Below are 17,778 nucleotides of genomic sequence, written 5' to 3' on the forward strand. Positions count from 1 at the left end.
AACCCGCGTTAGGGATAGTAGTGTAAATCCTTTTGTAGGAGTTGGATTTTCTGTAATCACTTCTAATCTTCTTTTACAAAAGATTGGAACGGATAGCCCAACCGAGCGATTTGCATTAGCTGTGTTTGTATTATTTTGGTTATTTTATAAATAATATAAATGGAAGGCAAAGAGCGAGGGAACGCCCAAATAATTACAAAAAAAGCCCAACCGAAGTTGAGCTTTTAAAATATAGATGAAAGGGTAATAATTTACTCGCCTAAATATGAAACTGTCTTAGAATCTCCTTCAACAGTAACTTTAGTCAAGTTATATTTTGCTAAATTTTTCATTGATTTGTCCCATTTTTTACCGCTTAAAGCAGCTTGAGATTTTAATTCATTCAAATCAATGTTTTCGTTAGCTTTTAAAATTTCAATAATTTGAGTTTCTTCTTCTGTCAATTCGTAAGCTGGTGCAGCTTTTTCTGGACGCATTTGAGGGAAGAATAAAACTTCTTGAATAGATGGATTATTTGTTAAGAACATAATCAAACGATCCATTCCGATTCCTAAACCTGATGTTGGAGGCATTCCGTATTCTAATGCACGTAAGAAATCTTGGTCGATAAACATTGCTTCGTCGTCACCTCTATCAGCTAAAGCCATTTGTGCTTCAAAACGCTCACGTTGATCGATTGGGTCATTTAACTCAGAATATGCGTTAGCAATTTCTTTTCCACAAACCATTAATTCGAAACGCTCAGTTAATTCTGGATTATCACGGTGCTTTTTAGTCAATGGAGACATTTCTTTTGGATAATCTGTAATGAAAGTTGGTTGAATGTAGTTTCCTTCACATTTTTCACCAAAAATTTCATCGATTAATTTTCCTTTACCCATAGTCTCATCAACCTCGATCCCCATTCCTTTAGCAGCTTCAAATAATTCTGCTTCAGATTTTCCATCGATATCAAATCCTGTAAAATCAATAATTGATTGACGCATTGTTACACGTTTGTAAGGTGCTTTGAAATCAATTTTATGTTCTCCGAAAGTTGTTTCAGAAGTTCCATTAACAGCAATTGCACAATGTTCTAATAATTGCTCTGTGAAATCCATCATCCAGTTGTAATCTTTGTAAGCAACATAAATTTCCATTGCTGTAAATTCTGGATTATGCGTACGATCCATTCCTTCGTTACGGAAGTTTTTAGAAAATTCGTAAACACCATCAAAACCACCAACGATTAATCTTTTTAAATATAATTCGTTCGCGATTCTTAAATATAATGGAATATCTAATGCATTATGATGTGTAATAAACGGACGAGCTGCTGCACCCCCAGGAATCGATTGTAAAACAGGAGTTTCTACTTCCATGTATCCACGATCGTTGAAGAAATTACGCATTGCGTTGAATAAACGTGTACGTTTTAAGAAAATTTCTTTCACGTGAGGATTTACAACCATGTCTACGTAACGCATACGGTAACGCAATTCTGGATCTGTAAAAGCGTCAAATACATGACCTTCGTCGTCAGTTTTTACAATTGGTAATGGACGTAAAGTTTTTGATAACAAAGTTAATTTTGTTACGTGAACAGAAATTTCACCTACTTTAGTTTTGAATTCATATCCTTCAATTCCAATAAAATCTCCGATATCCATCAATTTCTTGAAAATTGTATTATACTCAATTCCTTCTTCAGACGAAGAAATATCATCTCTCGAGATATAAACCTGTACACGACCTTCGCTATCTTGTAACTCAGCGAAAGAAGCTTTCCCCATTACACGAACACTCATCAATCGTCCGGCAAGCTTGACAACCTTTCCTTCTTCGTACTTTTCCTTAATTTCTTTAGAATTAGAAGTTATCACGAATTCTTCGGCAGGGTAAGGCTCAACGCCTAAGTCTCTTAATTGTTGTAGTTTTTCTCTACGAATAATTTCTTGTTCAGACAATTGCATAGTGAATATAATTTATATAAAATGAATGCAAAATTATGAAAAATAATCTTGATTCACGAAGTTTTTATGATTTAATAATGTAAGAATTATCAGTATTGATGCGAGTTTTAGTCTACTAACTCAAAACGGCGCTCTAATGTATAATCTGTATCTTGAAATTTTACCTTTTTGGTTTCGATACTATATGAAATCCAACCGTTATCCTTGATACGCGAAGTCGTTTTAACATAATATTTTATGTCGTCTTTCAATCTATTTTCAGAAGGCTGTTCTGTACCTAATTTTGTTGCTAATTCTTTTAGATAAGTATACCAAGAATTGGCCAACCAATCTTTATCGGCTTCCTGAAAACTTGACATAATGTAATTGGTTTGCGAAACTCCAATCTCATTCAATTTCAATTCTGTTGTAGCTGGAGTGGGAGAAGTGCTAAATAAATTGTCCATGTAAGATTGATAAACAAATGGCGCACTTTCTAAAGTAAAATTACTTTTTCCATAAAAATGATGGAATTGACGAATGTCTTTGTCAAATAATTTAACAATACTTTCTTCTGTAGAATATTGTTGAAGATTCTTTTTGATTAACGCAATCGCAGTAGGATTATCCAAATATTTATTCTCTAAATCTTCTGAAGATAAAACCAATTGTTTAATCGTTTTATCTAAATCTGTATAACCTAAAAATCGTCCGTCTTGATCTATTTTAAAGGAAATCGAAACATTATTAACTAACGAAAAAGGATTATTTAAAAATGATTTTGAATTGAATTGTATATTTCTGAAATTCCACTTTACAATGGTTTCGTTTTGATAAATATTTTCAACTTGAATAATAACGTTATAAGTATATTGTTCTTGATGCGAAATCGTGTCATCTTCCAATTTCACTTCACTTGTTGTTACATTATATCGTTTTTCGTTTCCAATATTCCAATATGTTTTGGGAAAAATAATCGTTTCCTGCGGAGCATTAAAAATGGTATCATTTTTAACAACCGGTGAAATTGTATCTTGAATAGGATCTTGGGCAAATATTTTTATCGAAAAAAATAGAAAAAACAGATAATATGTAAAATTAATTTTCATTTATAAGTAATCAAACTAATTCAAAAATAGAGCAAATTATCTAAAATGAAGTTTGAAATTCGTTAAAAAATAAAATTTAGTCATTTAAAAGTTTTATACTTAATTGATTAACTGTTTTCTTAGAACCAATATTTAAGCTAAATAAATATTCAGATTTGATTAAAATTGAATTCAAATCGTACGTATTTTCATATTTCACTTTTAATTCAACTGTTTCTGAATATTTTTTGATTTCTTTTTTTACCTGTTCTTGCGACAAATTCAGTTTAGCATCATTCAACATATAATACGCCATTTCTTCCCATAATTTCTCAAAATCATCTTTGCTCAAATTTTGGTCAGAAGCAATTGTATACGTACCTTTTTCTTTGTTGATATCTTTTAGATAAGTATTTGTGGTAGAAGAAATTGGAAATCCAAAAATATTTTCCTGTACAGATTTTCCTTCATATGTTTCACCTAAACGAAAATATTGTCCATTAAAATAATTGAAAACGTGAATTTCTTGCTCAAAAACATAGGGAACATATGTTTTCGATTTGACCATTTCCTCAATGTACGCAATATTTGCCTTATAATCATCAGATTTTTTGCGTTGTTTACCAAGTTTATCTGTTATTTTAAGCAATTTTTCTTCAATCTGAGGAACATTTAATAATTCTAAAAATTCTCCAGAAGGATTTGTTGTGAATTCGTACTCTATTCCTTCAGAATTATTGATAAAATCGCGGTAAAATTCATCAGGATCATTGGATTGATTTTTACCATTTACAAATGTATACTTATTGGCAAAATCATTCTTGTCAACCAATTCCATCGATTTATTTGATTGGTTGATGACTTTAGAAACCGTATCATTTACAGAAATCGAAAAGTTACGATCTGTAAATGAGTAGTTATATATTTTGTTTAATTCTAAATTTGGTTTTACCTGTACAGATTTTTCTTCAAAATTCACCTGCGCAAAAATGGCAGGAGAGTATAGTAAAATCAAGGTAAATAGGCTTGTTTTCATTCTCTCTAAAAGTTGTACAAATATAGAATGATTATTGAATATCCAAGTTATTTATTGAACGAATCATTGTATCAATTGGCTTAGTTTCCGAAATTTCTTTTTCCATCAAAGTTCCACCGATTTCTTTCAGCTTTTTAACCTGCGGAATAAATCGATTTTCTAGTGAACCTATAGCTTTATTGTAACTTTGGGTTGCTTGGTTTAGATTATGACCAACCGTCGCCAAATGTTGTATTAAAACATTCACACGATTGTATAATTCTATTCCAGCATCTCGCATTTGATATATATTTTCCGCAACATTTAATTGTTGCCAGCTAAACGCAATTGTGCGAAGCATTGTAATCAAAGTAGTTGGTGTTGCAATAATTATTCTATTGTTTAGTGCATCTTCTATCAAAGTTCGCTCCAATTCTAACGCAGCACCAAAAGAACTTTCAATTTGCAGATACATCACCACATAATCGGGTGCTTCTGTGTATTGATTCCAATAAGCCTTAGAACTCAAATTCTTTAAATGTTCGCGTACAGCTTTCGCGTGCATTTGTAAATGATGTTTTCTTAAATTCTCATCTTCCGTTTCAAATGCAAGCATATATTGGTTTAATGGAACTTTAGAATCGACAATTACTTTTCGATTTCCAGGAAGATTAACGATTAAATCCGGGCGAAGCAAACCATTTTCGGACTGAACAGAAGTTTGTTCTTCAAAATCACAAAAAGATGACATTCCAGCAAATTCAACGACACGACGCAATCCAATTTCTCCGTATTTTCCTCTTGTGTGTGAAGTTTTAAGAGCAGAAACTAATGTATTGGTTTCTTTTTGCAATTTATCAGTTGTACCACGCATTGAATCTAAGAAAACTTTAATTTCTGAATAAGCGCCTTCTCGAGCTTTTTCTATTTCGGATATTTTTCCGTCAAATTTATTCAAGCTTTCATTTAATGGTTTGATTAACGAATCAATCGCTTGTTGACGTTTTTCTAAATCGTTTTGAGAATTAGAAAAATGTTTATCCAATGTTGTTTTCGCTAAATCAAGAAATTGTTCGTTATTACTTTTCAAAACTTGAGCTGAAAGTGCTTCAAATTGCTCTTTTAATCGTTCATTGGTTTCGAGCATAAACGATTTTTGCTCCTCCACAGCTTTCATTGCTTCTTGATGGCGAACCGTTAATTCTGTATTTTTTTCGCGCTCTTTTTGCCATTGATCCAAATTGAAATTTGCATCATCTTTTATTTCGATAAATTCATTTTTTAGCGAATCATATTGTTTCTGAAGTTCTTGGTGTTTTATTTCATTTCCAATTATGGCTGAATTTGCTTTCGATTTTGAATATAAAAAACTGATAACGGCTCCAATGATAAAAAAAAGGATGGATGAAAGTATGATTGCGCTGTTCATAATCTTAAAATTTAAACAAAGGAACGATTTTATACGACACAATATGTCGTTATTAAAAATAAAATCATAAAAAAACGATTTCTAAGAATTGTTTTTTCATCTTAAATTAATTGTTTTGATCTCTTTAGATAATTTTTGTGCCTTTTATAAAATTAATGTTAAGAAAAAAGACAGCTTGAAAAAGCTGTCTTTGTATGATCATAAATGAATAGAATCTTGGGATTCTGTCCTTAAATTATCTTTTGTTTCGAAGATAGAATTTTTGATGATTTGAGAACTTTCGTTCAAAATTGGTAAAATCTGGCTTTCGTCTTTTGTTTCTTTAAATCCTAGTTCTAAAATCGGATCGATATAATACAAAATACTTGATGTTAAAAGTAAAGAGATTATTAATCCTAAAGCCGCTCCACCAAATCGATTAATGATTCCTAAACCAACTGCTTCTACTGTTTTTTGTGTTAAACTTGACGCTAATTTTATTGTGAAAAAAGCAATTGCAAATGTAATAACTAACGCAACCAAAGAAGTTAAGCTATCTGCAACAATGTTGTAAGAATCGACATAAACTTCGATGATTTGATAAAATTTAAAACTGAACCAAATTGCTACAAAAAAACCGACTAACCCAATTAATTGAGAAATAAAACCTTTGAAAAATCCGTTGATAAAACCAAAAGCTAACGCAATTAAAATCAGAATATCAAGTTGATTGAAATCAGTCATTAAGCGTTTTGTAATTGATGTTTTTCAGCGATTTTTTTCAATGTTCCAACTAAGACATCAATATCTTCTTTAGTTGTTTCGTATGAAAAAGATACACGTAAAGGCGTCATTTGATCAATTTCTTCTTCTGTGTACAATGTTTGCATAACTAATGAAACTTTTGCTGCACCAGAACTGCAAGCACTTCCTTGTGAAACAGCGATACCAGCTAATTCTAATTCGAATCCGATTAAGGCATCATGAAATGGTAATTTGATGCTTAATAATGCATACAAACTTTTGTCTAAATCATCTGATAATCCATTGAAAGAAACGCCTGGAATAGCTGCTTTTAATTGATCGATTGTATATTGTTTAATTTCTTTGATGTGATTAACATGAGCTTCTAACTCATCAATTGCTAAATCAAAAGCTTTTGAAAGTCCAACAATTCCGTATACGTTTTCGGTACCAGAACGCATTCCTCTTTCTTGTCCTCCTCCAGCAATCAAGGCTTTTAAATGCGAAGCTTTTTTTGCATATAAAAATCCAGCACCTTTTGGTCCATGAATTTTGTGTGCTGAGCAAGAAGCGAAATCCATTCCCAAATCTTGGAAATCTAAATCGTAATGACCAACTGTTTGCACCGTATCTGTGTGGAACAATGTATTATTTTCTTGACACAATTGCGAAATACGTTTAATATCTGTTAAATTTCCAATTTCGTTATTAGCATGCATCAAAGAAACCAATGTTTTTTTAGATTGATCTTTAACTAATTCCTCTAATTGAGCATAATCAATGTCTCCATTTTTTTGAATATTGATGCGGATTACTTCAACTTTTCCACGATATTCTAAATCTTTGATACTTTCTTGTACGCATTTGTGTTCCATATCCGAAGTAATGATACGTGTAACATCTAAATCATTTACACAAGAACGTATAATCGTATTGTTAGATTCTGTCCCACAAGAAGTAAAATAAATTTCGGCAGGAGAAATATTTAAACGCTGCGCAATGTTCTTTCGAGCCATTTCTATAAGTGCCTTGGCTTCTCTACCAAAAACGTGGGTAGAAGATGGATTTCCGAAAACATTTTTCATCACATTTGCCATTTCGTCAACTACTTCTGGACGAATTGCTGTGGTTGCTGCATTGTCTAAATATACTCTTTGCATTATCGATTATTTACTGTATTGTTGTTTACTTTGAGGTTTTGAACAACAAATTTAAGTAAAATGTAAGGATTGAAAAAGTAAAATGTTATTTAAAACGCATCAAGTCCGAAGACAAAAATCTCCACTCAGGTGTAAGAAGTATGCCTTCTTTTGCAATATACCATGGTGAGATTAAATCGTTGCTTGGATTAGAAAGAATATGAATGTCTTGACTTGGATAATAACTTTGAGCCAAAATGAATATATTATTCCCATTTTTATCTTTCGCTAAATCAATTACCATTACAGCATGACTTTTTATATTTCCCTTTTGAAAAAATACATCGCCAATTTGAATCTCTTTGATAGAGATTGGTTTTAATAATTCAGCAATTGTATTTGAATTTGTATTTTCTAAATAATAGATCAAATATTGCATGTATTTCGTATGAGAATAATCTCCTTTTACATAGTCAGTGTAAGGAATTGGCTTTGTAGAAATTTTAGACAATTTATCTATTTCATTGTATTTTTTCGAACGGAAGAAATACTCTAAACGCAAACTCATCATCGCATTTGCATTAAACTGTACATTTTTTTTGGGTTGTTCTAAATCTAAAACTCCTACATATATATTTGGATTAGATTTTTTTTGACCATCAAAAGAATAAACAGCTGTATTATTGTTTTTGAGCGGAAGGTTATTTATCCATTTACCAAAATCTGTATAATTTTGATTCCTTTCATAATTTGGAGGTGTATCAAATCTCTTGAAAATCTTTAATTCACGTGTATGAACTAAACTACTTTCTTCATTTTCAAGCAATTCATTATTTGAAGATGATTTTAAAATCTGTGTGTTACAAGATGATAAAATGGTAAAAAACGATAGAGTTAAAAAAAATGTATTCTTAAAAATTTTCATTGAAATGTTGAAAAAAACGTGCTATTCTTTGGTTAAGAGTTGAATTTGATCTCTTAATTCGGCTGCTTTTATAAAATCTAAATTTTTTGCAGCATTTTCCATTTCTTTCTGCAATTTTTGTACCAATTTCTCTTTATCTTCTGTCGAATAATTTTCATTAATCTCTGCTGCTTGTTGAATCAAATGTTTTTGTTCGTAAGGATTTTCTTCAAAATCTGCTGCAGCTAAACTTAGTTTCGTTATTTTTTTGTTTAAAGCTTGCGGAACTTTATTGTGATCTTTGTTGTATTTCATTTGAATTTCACGACGACGATTTGTTTCATCAATCGTTAATTGCATACTATCTGTAATTCTATCTGCGTACATAATCGCCAAACCATTCACGTTACGAGCAGCACGACCAACCGTTTGCGTTAAAGAACGATGACTTCTTAAAAAACCTTCTTTATCAGCATCCAAAATTGCTACTAGAGAAACTTCAGGTAAATCTAAACCTTCTCTCAAAAGATTAACTCCAACCAAAACATCAAATAATCCAGCGCGTAAATCAGCCATAATCTGAACACGTTCTAATGTATCCACATCAGAATGAATATAACGACATCGAACGCCATATTTTGTCAAATATTTCGTTAACTCTTCCGCCATTCGTTTCGTTAAAGTAGTGACCAAAACACGTTCGTCTAACTCTACTCGTTTATTGATTTCTTCCATCAAATCATCGACTTGATTTTGTGTTGGACGAATTTCAATAATTGGATCTAATAATCCTGTTGGACGAATGACTTGCTCTACAACAACTCCTTCCGATTTTTCTAATTCATAATTCGCAGGTGTTGCTGAAACATAAATCACTTGATTTTGTAAAGCTTCAAATTCTTCGAATTTTAACGGACGATTGTCCATTGCAGCTGGAAGTCGGAAACCATATTCTACTAAATTCTCCTTGCGCGAGCGGTCTCCACCATACATTGCATGAACTTGAGAAACTGTAACGTGCGACTCATCAATCACCATCAAATAATCTTCTGGGAAATAATCTAACAAACAGAATGGACGAGTTCCTGGTTCGCGACCGTCTAAGTATCTCGAATAATTCTCGATTCCAGAACAATATCCCAATTCTTTGATCATTTCCAAATCGAATTCAGTACGTTCTTGCAAACGTTTTGCTTCGAGATGTTTTCCGATTTCATGATAATATTCAACTTGTTTACCCAAATCGATCTGAATATCAGCAATTGCACCATTTAAAGTGTCTTTAGAAGTAACAAAAAGATTGGCTGGATAAATATTAATTTTATCTAATTTAGTTGAAGTTTTACCTGTTTCTACATTGAAAACTGAGATTTCTTCGATTTCATCACCAAAGAAATTAATTCTGATTCCATCATCCGCATAAGCAGGGAAAATATCTAATGTATCTCCTTTAATTCTAAAATTTCCGCGTTGAAAAATACCTTCTGTTCTCGAATATAAAGCTTGGACTAATTTATGCAAAAAAGCTGTTCTCGAGATAATTTGCCCCGTTTCAATCTGAATCACATTTTTATGAAATTCTGTTGGATTTCCAATACCATATAAACACGAAACTGAAGCCACAACCAAAATATCGCGACGACCAGAAAGTAGGGAGGAAGTTGTACTTAAACGAAGCTTTTCAATTTCTTCATTAATTGATAAATCTTTCTCAATATAGGTTCCTGATGAAGGAATGTAAGCTTCTGGTTGATAATAATCATAGTAAGAAACGAAATATTCGACTGCATTATTCGGAAAAAATTCTTTGAATTCCATATACAACTGTGCCGCCAACGTTTTGTTATGTGCCAAAACTAAAGTTGGACGTTGCACATCTTGTACAACATTCGCGATTGTAAATGTTTTACCAGAACCTGTAACACCCAAAAGTGTTTGATAACGATCATTATTTAGAATACCATTTGATAATTCTTCAATAGCTTTTGGTTGATCACCAGTTGGCTTGAATTCAGAATTTAATTGAAACTGCATTCTACAAATTTACAAATTATTCAGATAAAAAAGGATTGTTATGAATTGTGATTTTACATAGAAGTTGATAAAAAATAAAAAGGCGACTTTAAGTCACCTTTTCATCAAAACCACAAAAAAATGAGAAAACTGTTTACTTAGTAAACAAACTTCCTTCCATTATTACAAGCTATTGCCCGCTATAACCATTGCAAATATATGTCGGTTTTCTGTGCGTGCACAATAATTTGTAATACTTTGTTTTATTGGTGTCGATAAAAGTTATTTATAATAGTGTTAAAACGTCTGATTACAACGTTTTCGTTGATTTGAATAAACTTTATAGTGTTAAGTTTACACTAGCGAATTTTCGCTAAATTCCATAATTTATCTAATTCGGAAATGGTTAAATCAGCTATGTTTTGACCATTTTCTTTCGCGATTTCTTCTAATTTCTGAAAACGTGTGATAAATTTTTTGTTCGATCTTTCTAAAGCATCTTCAGAATTGATGCCATTAAATCGTCCATAATTAATCAAAGAAAATAAAATGTCACCAAATTCCATCTCTTTATCTGTTGGATTTTGTTCTTCTTTGAATTCATTAATTTCCTCGATAATTTTATCAAAAACTTGATCAGAATTTTCAAATTCAAATCCAACACCTTTTACTTTGTCTTGAATTCGGTAAGCTTTTACCATTGCTGGGAGAGAAGTAGGAACGCCAGAAAGTACAGATTTGTTACCTTCTTTTAGTTTGATTTGTTCCCAATTTTGAAGCACCTTTTCTTCTGTATTTGCTTCTACATCGCCGTAAATATGTGGATGACGATGAATTAATTTGTCACAAATACCATTTAAAACATCAGCAACATCGAAGTTGTTTTGTTCTGATGCGATTTTAGAATAAAAAACTAGGTGAAGAAAAACATCACCTAGTTCTTTTTTTATTTCATCCGAATCTTTTTCGATGATGGCATCCGAAAGTTCATAAATTTCTTCGATAGATAACGTACGCAACGTTTCCATTGTTTGTTTACGATCCCACGGACATTTTTCACGTAATTCATCCATTATATCCAACAATCTTTCGAAAGCCTGTAATTGATCTTTACGTGTATTCATCTCTAATTATTCAGCGTCTTTATCTTTTTTTGCTGTTGTTTTTTTAGCAGCAGTTTTTTTAGCAGGTTTTTCTTCAGCGTCTTTTTTGTCAGCAGCCTTTTTAGCAGGAGCTTTCTTTTTTGGTTTTTCTTCCACAACAACTTCTTCTGTAGCTTCTACTTCAGCAACAGGAGCTTCTTGTGCTTGTTGAGCAGCCATTGCAGCTTCTACAGCAGCTAAGTCGATGTTTAATAATCCGTTTTTGTGTAAGATATTATACCATTGGAATAATTTTTTCAAATCAGAATCATAAACTCTTGAATCGTCATATTCTGGTAAAACTTCTTCCATATATTTACGCAATTCTGCACCAGAAGTTTTGTAATCGATCGTTTCTCCTCCGTTTTCTTTTTTGTAAATTCTGAAGAAAACTTCAGCCAAAGGAAATTCTTGTGATACTCCGTAAATAGCAACGTTGTCTAATAAACTAACATTGTAGTTAGAAGCGATTGAGATTTTTTTACCTTTTTCTAAATCTTCAACAACAAAACCACCTCTTGTTTGAGAAACTAAACGGTATAATCCTGGTTTTCCTGAAATTGCGATAACTCTTGATAAATCCATATTCTATTATGTTTAAGGGTCTATGAAGGGAATTTCATTTTGTAACTCGTGTTTACTTTCCCTTTTGTTATATTTTTTAATTTATTACTTATTAATTTCTTTTTAAAGCTCGAAATATAGTCAATAAAAAGCTTTCCTTCCAAATGATCGTATTCGTGTTGAATAACTCGAGCGCGAATATCCGAAAAAGTTTCGGTATGTTTCACCCAATTTTCATCAAAATATTCTAAAGTTACCGATTCTGGACGTGTTACATCTTCGTGAATGTGAGGAATACTCAAACATCCTTCTGTAAAAGCCCATTCATCACCTTCAGAACTACTGATTTTTTTTGGATTGATGAAAACTCGTTTGAAATCTTTTAATTCATCTTTTACATCATCATAATCTTCATCTTCTTCGAAAGGCGAGCAATCAACAACAAATAAACGTATATCTTTCCCGATCTGAGGCGCTGCGATACCAACTCCGTTAGAGTCATACATTGTATCGAACATATTTTGGATCAGTTCTTGTAAATTTTTATAATCTTGATCGATTTCTTGTGAAACTTTACGCAAGACAGGATCTCCGTAAGCTACAACTGGTAATACCATTTTCTGATCTTTTTTTATTAATTTAACGGCAAAGATACAATTTGTTATAGTTTATGTGATAAAAATGATTGTAAAATTATTACGGCACTCACTTTATCGACCATTCCTTTTTCTTGACGTTTTTTCTTTTTCATTCCTCCAGCAAACATTGCTTGAGAAGCCATTTTTGAGGTAAACATCTCATTTTCACGATGAATTTTAATCAACGGAAATTGTTCAGAAAATTTTTTCAAAAAAGGTTGAATTTGATTTTCAATCTCATTTAATTCTCCTGAAAAACGAACAGATAATCCAACTACAAGGTCAGAAACGTTTTCTTTCTCGATATATTGTTTCAAGAAATCCATCAATTTTGATGTATCAATTGTATCAACTGGCGAAGCTATAATTTGCAATTCATCGGTTACGGCAACGCCTGTTCTTTTTCCTCCGTAATCTAACGCTAATATTCGTGACATTTGGCAAATTTAAAAAAACGATTCAATAATAAATAATCTCTATGAAATCCCTTGATTATAATTTTTATATTTGTGGCTATTATTAATAAAGATGGAGAATTTAAAACAAATCATAGAAAAAGCTTGGGACAATAGAGAATTGTTACAAGAAGAGTCAACACAAATTGCAATTCGTGAAGTAATTGAGTTAATCGATAACGGACAATTACGTTGTGCAGAACCAGTTGGAGAAGATTGGCAAGTAAACGAATGGGTGAAAAAAGCAGTTGTAATGTATTTCCCAATTCAGAAAATGGAAACTTTAGAAGCAGGAATTTTTGAATACCATGATAAAATGGAATTGAAACGTAACTATGCTGAAAAAGGAATTCGTGTTGTTCCAAATGCTGTTGCCCGCTATGGTGCGTATATTTCTTCGGGAGTTATTTTAATGCCTTCTTATGTAAATATTGGTGCGTATGTGGACGAAGGAACAATGGTTGATACTTGGGCTACTGTAGGTTCTTGTGCACAAATTGGTAAAAATGTTCATTTATCTGGTGGTGTAGGAATCGGTGGAGTTTTAGAGCCATTGCAAGCTGCGCCAGTAATTATTGAAGATAATGCGTTTATCGGATCTCGTTGTATCGTTGTAGAAGGAGTTCGTGTAGGTAAAGAAGCGGTTTTAGGAGCAAATGTTGTGTTGACAGCATCTACTAAAATTATTGATGTAACAGGTGACGAACCAGTAGAAATTAAAGGTTATGTTCCTGCTCGTTCAGTTGTAATTCCAGGTTCTTATACAAAGAAATTTGCTGCAGGTGAATACCAAGTTCCATGTGCTTTGATCATCGGAACTCGTAAAGAGTCTACAGATAAAAAAACTTCATTAAACGATGCATTACGCGAGCATAATGTGGCGGTTTAAGTAGAATAAATTTTATAAAATATAATCCTCAGCAGTTTTGTTGAGGATTTTTTATTTTCGAATCAAACATATTTTAGTAGTTTTGCTTTATAACTATGTTTTATGAAAATTTTGATTATCCAACACAAGATGATAGGCGATGTTTTAATCACATCATTGTTGTGCGAAAATATCAAAAGAGCTTATCCAAATGCTATTGTTGATTATTTAATCAATAGTAATACTTTGCCTGTTTTAGAGAATAATCCATACATCGATCATAAAATTGTTTTCGATGAAAAAGAAAACAAAGGCTTGATGAATTTGATTAAATTCTCGAAAAAAGTTAATCAAAATAGATATGATATTGTAATTGATGCTTACTCAAAATTACAGAGTTGGGTAGATGTTTTTATCAATAATGCACCAAAAAAAATATCGTACAAAAAGATTGGAAGAACGTTTTTGTATACAGATAATGTAGAAAAACATGACGAACCAAATTCATATTTAGGTTTAGCAATCGAACATCGTTTGTCTTTATTGAAGCCTTTAGGAATTGAAATTCCTTTGGCAACAGAACCGAAATTGTATTTAACAGAAGAAGAAATAAACTTTGCGAAAGATTTATTTGAAAAACATCAAGTTGATTCTACTCGTAAATCAGTTATGATTAGTTTACTTGGTTCTGATCCTTCAAAAACTTATCCGTTGAATCAAATGGCAAAAATGGTTGATTTTATTGGTCAACATTATAATGTCAATATTTTATTCAATTATTTTCCGAAACAATTATCGCAAGCAAAAGAAGTATATAATCAATTATCTGATGAAACCAAATCGAAAGTTTATTTTGAATTGTTGGGTAATGATTTGCGCGAGTTTATTGCAATTGCAAACGAATGTGATGTGATTGTAGGAAATGATGGAGGAGCAATTAATATGTCCAAGGCTTTAGGGAAAAAATCGTTTATTATTTTTTCTCCTTGGATTGATAAAAAAGTTTGGGCAACTTTCGAAGATGGAATTCATCACACAAGTGTTCATTTAAAAGATTATTTTCCTGAAAAACTTGGAGATTTAAACAATCGTCAAATAAAAAAACAAGTTGATGAATTTTATTCAATCTTTGATTTCGATTTGTTTAAAGAAAAGTTAGAATATTTCTTATCACCATTAATAAAATAAAAACAGAAATTTTGAGTTTCTATTTATAAAATTTGATTACTATAGAGAATGTCTACTAAAATTTCTGCTTTACTAATTACACTTAACGAAGAAAAAAACATCAAAAGATTTCTTGATGAGGCTAGTTATGCAGATGAAATAATTATTGTAGATTCATATAGTACAGACAAAACGGAAGAAATTGCATTCCAAAATCCAAAAGTAAAGTTTGTAAAACGCAAGTTTGATAATTTCACAAATCAACGAAATTATACACTTTCTTTGGCAAAAAATGATTGGGTCACTTTTTTTGATGCAGATGAAGAACTTTCATCTGAATTAAAAGAAGAATTAATAAAGAAAGTAAATTCAAATTTACAGGATGTAGCTTTTATGGCTTATCATTCATTTTATTTTAAGAATAAGAAAATAGAATTTTCTGGTCAGCAAAATGTGAGAGCTGTTCGTCTTTTTAGAAAATCTAAATGTAGATATAAAGATGGTTTGATGGTTCATGAATTATTAGAATGTGATGGGGCAGTAGGTGATTTGGAACAAAAAGTGAAACATCATACGTTTATTGATGAAGAATATTATTTAGATAAACTTAATAGTTATTCTCGCTTACGAGCACAAGAACTTCGTCTCAAAAATTTGAAACCATCATTTTATCATTATACCATAAAGCCTGCTTATCGTTTTTTCAATTATTTTGTGGTGAGATTTGGTTTTTTAGATGGAAAAGATGGTTATACAATTGCAAAACTACATGCAATTTCTGTTGCAAATCGTTATAAATATTTGGACGAAATTTATAGAAAAGAAAATCAAAACTTAGGTTAAATAAAGAAGTTTGAGATTTTATTATACATTTGTCATACATTAAAAATAATACAATGAAAGCATATGTTTTTCCAGGACAAGGCGCTCAATTCTCTGGAATGGGTAAAGACTTGTACGAAAATTCTGAAATCGCAAAAGAATTATTTGACAAAGCAAACGAAATCTTAGGATTTGATATAAAATCAATTATGTTTGAAGGTTCTGCTGAAGACCTAAAACAAACAAAAGTTACGCAACCAGCAGTTTTTTTACATTCTGTTATTTTAGCGAAAATTTTACCAGATTTTAAACCAGAAATGGTTGCAGGACATTCTTTAGGAGAAATTTCTGCTTTAGTTGCAAATGGAACTTTAGACTTTGAATCTGGATTAAAATTAGTTTACAAACGTGCTTTAGCAATGCAAGCTGCATGTGAAGCTAATCCATCTACAATGGCTGCAATCTTAGGGTTAGAAGATAAAATTGTAGAAGATGCTTGTGCAGAAATTGATGGAGTTGTAGTGGCTGCAAATTACAATTGTCCAGGTCAGTTAGTGATTTCTGGAGAAATTGAAGCGGTTAATGTAGCATGCGAAAAACTGAAAGAGTTAGGTGCAAAACGAGCATTAGTTTTACCAGTAGGAGGAGCTTTTCACTCACCTTTAATGAAACCTGCTGAAGAAGAATTAGCACAAGCTATTGAAGAAACAACATTCAATACTCCAATTTGTCCAGTTTATCAAAATGTAAGCACAACAGCTGTTACAGATCCTGCTGAAATTAAGAAAAACTTGATTGCTCAATTAACTGCTCCAGTAAAATGGACGCAATCTGTTCAAAATATGATTGCTGATGGTGCGAGTGAATTTATTGAGGTTGGACCAGGAAATACTTTACAAGGTTTAGTGAAAAAAATAAACAGAGAGGTCTCAACTTCTTCGGCACAAATCTAAACGAAATGAAAACATACCGTTCCAATGGAAAATTATTCCTTATCGGGGAATATATTGTGATTGATGGGGCGAAAGCATTTGCATTGCCCACAAAATATGGGCAATGTTTGTTTGTGGAAAATTCATCAGAAATAGAAAATTTAATCACTTGGAAAGCAACTAAATTTGATAATTCTATTTGGTTTGAAACTAAAGTTAGATTGAATGATTTAGAAATAATTTCGTCTACAAATGATAAATTAAGTCAATCATTACAAAATATTTTAAAACAAGCTAAAATTTTAAATCCTGATTTTTTTGATTCTAATAACAGTTATCAATGTTTAACGAAGTTAGAATATCCGCAAGAATGGGGACTGGGAAGTAGTTCGACTTTGATTGATTTGATTAGTCAATGGATAGAAATAAATCCGTTTGAATTAAATCAATTAACCTTCAATACAAGTGGTTATGATATTGCATGTGCGCATCATCATCAGCCCATTTTGTTTTCGAATAATCCTATCGAAGTAGAAGATTTAGAATTGAATTGGAATTTTAAAGATCAACTTTATTTTGTTTATCTTAATCAAAAGCAAGATACACAAGCCGTTGTTGGAAATCATTATAAGAACAAATCAAAAGATTGGAAAATGATTCAAGAGCTTTCTGATTTGGTTGTTCAAGCAACTAAAGTTGAGAATTTAACTGATTTAGAATCTATTTTAGATGAATATCAAGAACGATTAGGAGATTTTATGCAAATTTCGCAAGTCAAAGAATTGCATTTTCCTGATTATTTAGGAGCTGTAAAAAGCCTCGGAGCTTGGGGCGGAGATTTTGTTTTAGTGACGTATAGAGAAGGAATGAACGATTATTTTAAAGAAAAAGGATATGAGATTATTATTCCGTTTTCTGAAATGATAAAATAACAAAAAAGCAGATTTA

17 protein-coding genes are annotated in these 17,778 nt (G+C 31.5%); 5 read left to right on the plus strand and 12 right to left on the minus strand.

Annotation, left to right across the window (positions count from 1 at the left end; genetic code table 11):
* Positions 1–251: 251 nt before the first annotated feature.
* From lysS to ruvX, 12 genes are all read right to left on the minus strand, one after another.
* Entirely contained in the window at positions 252–1,952 is a 1,701-nt protein-coding gene (lysS, locus tag B3I31_RS05825; RefSeq protein WP_286496432.1) for a lysine--tRNA ligase, read from the minus strand.
* Positions 1,953–2,059: 107 nt separating this feature from the next.
* A complete protein-coding gene (locus B3I31_RS05830; protein WP_219034726.1) occupies positions 2,060–3,040 on the minus strand; it encodes a hypothetical protein in 981 nt (326 codons plus the stop codon).
* Positions 3,041–3,116: 76 nt separating this feature from the next.
* On the minus strand, positions 3,117–4,055 hold the full coding sequence (locus tag B3I31_RS05835) for a hypothetical protein (RefSeq protein WP_114999803.1): 939 nt from the start codon (positions 4,053–4,055) through the stop codon (positions 3,117–3,119).
* Positions 4,056–4,086: 31 nt separating this feature from the next.
* Positions 4,087–5,463, minus strand: a complete 1,377-nt coding sequence (gene rmuC, locus B3I31_RS05840; protein WP_286496433.1) for a DNA recombination protein RmuC — start codon at positions 5,461–5,463, stop codon at positions 4,087–4,089.
* Between the two features lie 198 nt (positions 5,464–5,661).
* Positions 5,662–6,186: a CvpA family protein gene (locus tag B3I31_RS05845; protein ID WP_286496127.1), complete on the minus strand. Its 525-nt coding sequence runs from the start codon at positions 6,184–6,186 to the stop codon at positions 5,662–5,664.
* Positions 6,186–7,346, minus strand: coding sequence for a cysteine desulfurase family protein (locus tag B3I31_RS05850; RefSeq protein WP_125350150.1), 1,161 nt, complete (start codon positions 7,344–7,346; stop codon positions 6,186–6,188). Before B3I31_RS05850 ends, B3I31_RS05845 begins: the two co-directional genes overlap by 1 nt.
* A gap of 85 nt (positions 7,347–7,431) precedes the next feature.
* Entirely contained in the window at positions 7,432–8,250 is an 819-nt protein-coding gene (locus B3I31_RS05855) for a DUF4846 domain-containing protein (protein ID WP_286496128.1), read from the minus strand.
* Between the two features lie 21 nt (positions 8,251–8,271).
* Positions 8,272–10,263 (minus strand): excinuclease ABC subunit UvrB, encoded by a 1,992-nt coding sequence (gene uvrB, locus B3I31_RS05860; RefSeq protein ID WP_286496129.1) that lies wholly within the window; start codon positions 10,261–10,263, stop codon positions 8,272–8,274.
* Positions 10,264–10,601: 338 nt separating this feature from the next.
* A complete protein-coding gene (gene mazG, locus B3I31_RS05865) occupies positions 10,602–11,366 on the minus strand; it encodes a nucleoside triphosphate pyrophosphohydrolase (RefSeq protein WP_114999814.1) in 765 nt (254 codons plus the stop codon).
* Positions 11,367–11,372: 6 nt separating this feature from the next.
* On the minus strand, positions 11,373–11,969 hold the full coding sequence (locus B3I31_RS05870) for a DUF5606 domain-containing protein (RefSeq protein ID WP_038333500.1): 597 nt from the start codon (positions 11,967–11,969) through the stop codon (positions 11,373–11,375).
* Between the two features lie 20 nt (positions 11,970–11,989).
* A complete protein-coding gene (def, locus tag B3I31_RS05875) occupies positions 11,990–12,565 on the minus strand; it encodes a peptide deformylase (protein WP_114999818.1) in 576 nt (191 codons plus the stop codon).
* Positions 12,566–12,609: 44 nt separating this feature from the next.
* Positions 12,610–13,023 (minus strand): Holliday junction resolvase RuvX, encoded by a 414-nt coding sequence (gene ruvX / locus B3I31_RS05880; protein ID WP_038333513.1) that lies wholly within the window; start codon positions 13,021–13,023, stop codon positions 12,610–12,612.
* 91 nt (positions 13,024–13,114) lie between these two features.
* On the opposite strand from ruvX, the gene B3I31_RS05885 reads away from it, so the two are divergent.
* The 5 genes from B3I31_RS05885 to B3I31_RS05905 all read left to right on the plus strand — a co-directional run bounded on the left by B3I31_RS05885 (position 13,115) and on the right by B3I31_RS05905 (position 17,762).
* Positions 13,115–13,930 (plus strand): 2,3,4,5-tetrahydropyridine-2,6-dicarboxylate N-succinyltransferase, encoded by an 816-nt coding sequence (locus tag B3I31_RS05885; RefSeq protein WP_125350148.1) that lies wholly within the window; start codon positions 13,115–13,117, stop codon positions 13,928–13,930.
* Between the two features lie 102 nt (positions 13,931–14,032).
* Entirely contained in the window at positions 14,033–15,097 is a 1,065-nt protein-coding gene (locus tag B3I31_RS05890; protein WP_286496130.1) for a glycosyltransferase family 9 protein, read from the plus strand.
* 48 nt (positions 15,098–15,145) lie between these two features.
* On the plus strand, positions 15,146–15,919 hold the full coding sequence (locus B3I31_RS05895) for a glycosyltransferase family 2 protein (RefSeq protein WP_286496131.1): 774 nt from the start codon (positions 15,146–15,148) through the stop codon (positions 15,917–15,919).
* Between the two features lie 53 nt (positions 15,920–15,972).
* Entirely contained in the window at positions 15,973–16,851 is an 879-nt protein-coding gene (gene fabD, locus B3I31_RS05900; RefSeq protein WP_114999826.1) for an ACP S-malonyltransferase, read from the plus strand.
* Positions 16,852–16,856: 5 nt separating this feature from the next.
* A complete protein-coding gene (locus tag B3I31_RS05905; RefSeq protein WP_286496132.1) occupies positions 16,857–17,762 on the plus strand; it encodes a GYDIA family GHMP kinase in 906 nt (301 codons plus the stop codon).
* Positions 17,763–17,778: the final 16 nt, after the last annotated feature.

The sequence above is a fragment of the Empedobacter sp. UBA3475 genome (assembly GCF_002378465.1).
Lineage (GTDB): Bacteria > Bacteroidota > Bacteroidia > Flavobacteriales > Weeksellaceae > Empedobacter > Empedobacter falsenii_B.